This window comes from Pantoea sp. Cy-639 (genome assembly GCF_011752525.1).
In the GTDB taxonomy this organism is placed as follows: Bacteria; Pseudomonadota; Gammaproteobacteria; order Pseudomonadales; family Pseudomonadaceae; genus Aquipseudomonas.
The window spans coordinates 1-3,253 of the sequence record NZ_VWXI01000038.1; the positions used below are offsets into that span (position 1 = coordinate 1).

Below are 3,253 nucleotides of genomic sequence, written 5' to 3' on the forward strand. Positions count from 1 at the left end.
CGAGATCGCAGAAATGAACGCAGTGAAAATTTCCATAGAGTCACCGAAAAATAGAAACGTCGGCGAAGCATACCGATCTCTATGTCTCTCTATCTAGATAGAGTGGTTCTATGCTTGGCACATTTTTTACGCTACAACCCTTTAAATACAAGGCCTGTAGGATTTTAACAATGGTTAATACGTTCTCTGTATCGGTAAACTAGAAGCCAAAAAAGGCTATTTATCGGTAAACCTCACATGACCATTGGTAAATGGTAGGCCACATTTCTTCACCATAACACCGGTCCGGACAATCGCAAGGCGTATCCAGACGTTCGAGGAAGCGCGTTAAATCGCCCCCCTTGAGCCGGCAGGCGAATGGGCAAGACGTGGAGTGGCGTTAGCTAACTCCACCTGTCTTGCCCTGTTGTCGGGCTTTGCCAAGCCGTTCTGGTTCGTTGCAAGCGGCTATCTGGAGACGTTCAATCCTTCAGTAGCACCCGTTGCAGAGACGTTTTTTCGTCATGACGAAGGCCGGGTTTCAAAGGGACACCCTTTGGCACGACGACTGTGTAAACAGTCGGTAACGTGCCTCCCTTGCACCCATTGCAGGCTCTAATTGGCTCTAAATGGATCTGAGTGGATCTAAGTGGATCTAAGTTGATCTGATTGGCTCTAATTGGCTCTATCTCGTCCGATGGCGGCTTAGAAAGCCCACGCAGCAGGTGCAGGATCGCCACCCAACCGCCATTGCTCTCAGCCAGGTCCAGGACCTTCGCGCGCAGCCCCGCCTGGCGGATCAACTTCCACTGCTCGATCTCCAGGTGGCCAAGCAAGTCGGCGTCGTCGCGCTGCTCCTCCGCCACTTCCTCGTCGCTCTGCTCGATAACGCCGACCTTAGCCTTGAGCCCAGCGGACCAGAACAACTGCCGCTTACCCTTCATCGCCGCGGCGTAGTCGAGGAAACGGTGACCGGCCTTCAGATCACCGTCCTGGAACAGCGCGAGCAGTGCGAACGGATGCTTGCCCTTGGCCCGGCCGGCCTTGGTCGAGGCCTTGGCAATCTCCGCATCCACCCCCCAATGGCGGCTGTCATCCTGCTTGGCCAGGTAGTCGCTGGCCGTACACCAGCCCTTCACATCGATGGCATGCGCCTCAAACGCGGCAACCTGGTCAGCGTTATCCAGGTCGAGCAGACCAGCACGTGCACAACTGGTCTTCCAGCGCTCGAGCACAGTCTTTTTCATGGTGTCAGCATCAGTACCAGCATCGACGAACCACAGCTCATGGGTATGCGGATGCCAGCCATTCTGACCATGGGTCAACTCCAGCGAACGGATCAGCCCCTGGTAGCCCGTAGATTTTTTGAAACGGACCCAAGGCGAGCCCTCGCGCAGGTACTTCAGCGCGGTTTTCTGCTGTTGCAGCAGCTCGGCCAATTGCTGCCAGGCATAGTGGGGAAACGTCAGAGTGACCATCGCCGCTTGCAGCCCCTGAGCATCAGCCCAGGCCACCGCCTTCGCCACTTCTTCCCGGCGACGCTCCTGGACCTTCGCCGCGCAGACCGGGCATGCCCAAACACTGCCGCAGTTCATTACCCCGCTGTAGAAAGCACTGCCATGCTCACGTGAGGCGTGCACACCGACCATTCCTGCCACTGGCGTCCATTTGCACTTGGCCGTGCGGTGCCAGTCTTGCGGGTGCAGCAATCCTTCCCGTTTTCCCTCATGGAGGAACAGGGCCCGTGCAGATGCAAGGAGGTCATAACGCTCCGCCCGATTGGCCTGCAGCTTCGCTCGCAAGTCATGGGGGGGTAGAGGATTTCGTGTACTTCCCGAGGCGCCGCCCCGACCAGCGGTTTTACGCCCGCAATCCGATGCCGTCACAGCCGCCTCCGCCAGTCCTGGCGGGGGTCAGCACTTGATAAAACCCGTGCTTGATGGTCATACTATCCCCGAATCTTAACGATGAAACCCGGGGAGCGTTGGCGCGCTTTGATCCGGGTTTTGTTGTTTTTGGCGCCTCATTTTCCCATGAGCGCTTCATTTATCTTGCTCTGCAAGTAGCCTCGATTCAAGCCGCTGTCGCAGCCAACTCATTGACTCTCACAGTCTTTTCCAAAAGAAGAGGCGGCAACTCCACTTCGCCTTTCCTGCCATAGCCATAGGTTGCCACGACAACTAACCGTGTCAGCAGCCCCCTTTGCGCTAAATCACAAATGCCTCCGGCGGCCCTCCGGGGGCTGCTCGCCGCGAGGCAGGCGGCTGGGGGAAAAGCCCCCCAGCCACCAGCCATAGCATGTCTAATCAGCGTAAGTTCAAGGGTTCGCTTCGCCCGTACCTCCGTTCGCCGGGGAGATGAAGCGCTTCCCCGACGAGCCGGGGGTGCGGCCCTTGACCCACCCTAATCACGCGATGGCTGCATCGAATTCTCAAAGTCCTAGGACCTGATAAACATTGTGCAGACGCTGCCTCTCCTGCCCCACCAAAGCCACACTAATGAGCATGTGGGTGTACAGAATGTCGAGTGCAGGACGCACCTGAGAGCGCTGGCAAGCCAAACGCTGCTCAATGACGTCATACCTCATAGCAATCGTTTCAGACGAATTGTTCCTGAAAGCAATGAGCAACAAATAAAGTTTCAGCGCCGTTAGTGGAATCGCTCCCCTATTCGGGAGCGTAGGTAACTGCTTCAGGACCAGGTCGTAAGGGATTTTCCCCCATTTTGCATCCTCTTCCAGAACCGTAAGTTCGTACTCATGAACACGGCCAGCCTTACCAACCCTCACGATCTCAAAACCCTGCAAAACGGCAAGACCACGAATCACCATCGGCCGAGAAAGACCAGTCAGGATCTCCAAATCAGAGAGAGACAGCTTTGCCTTCCTACTGTGGAAATCGACCGCCGTTGAGATGGCCATCACACACTTCAAGGCAGCGATGTTCTGACCTGCATCCTTACCAGCAGAAAATCGCCCAAGACCTTGCTCATCCCTGACCCACCAGGTTGGGCACATGCAAAACTTTTTGGCCATCAGCCCTTTCCTTTCGAACCCAAGATTGCCTTACACAGCTGCCGAACACATTCGCCTACTACCAGGAGAGCAACCACAGAGATAACGGTTACCAAAACCATTGGGTTGGCATCCGAGATCGCAGAAATGAACGCAGTGAAAATTTCCATAGAGTCACCGAAAAATAGAAACGTCGGCGAAGCATACCGATCTCTATGTCTCTCTATCTAGATAGAGTGGTTCTATGCTTGGCACATTTTT

General features: G+C 55.3%; 2 protein-coding genes. Both read right to left on the reverse strand.

Annotated elements, in window-relative coordinates; translation table 11 throughout:
• Positions 1-461: 461 nt before the first annotated feature.
• Entirely contained in the window at positions 462-1,619 is a 1,158-nt protein-coding gene (locus tag F3J43_RS23595; RefSeq protein ID WP_166892980.1) for a protein rep, read from the reverse strand.
• Between the two features lie 791 nt (positions 1,620-2,410).
• Positions 2,411-3,013: a replication protein gene (locus tag F3J43_RS23600; RefSeq protein ID WP_166892983.1), complete on the reverse strand. Its 603-nt coding sequence runs from the start codon at positions 3,011-3,013 to the stop codon at positions 2,411-2,413.
• Positions 3,014-3,253 lie beyond the last annotated feature (240 nt).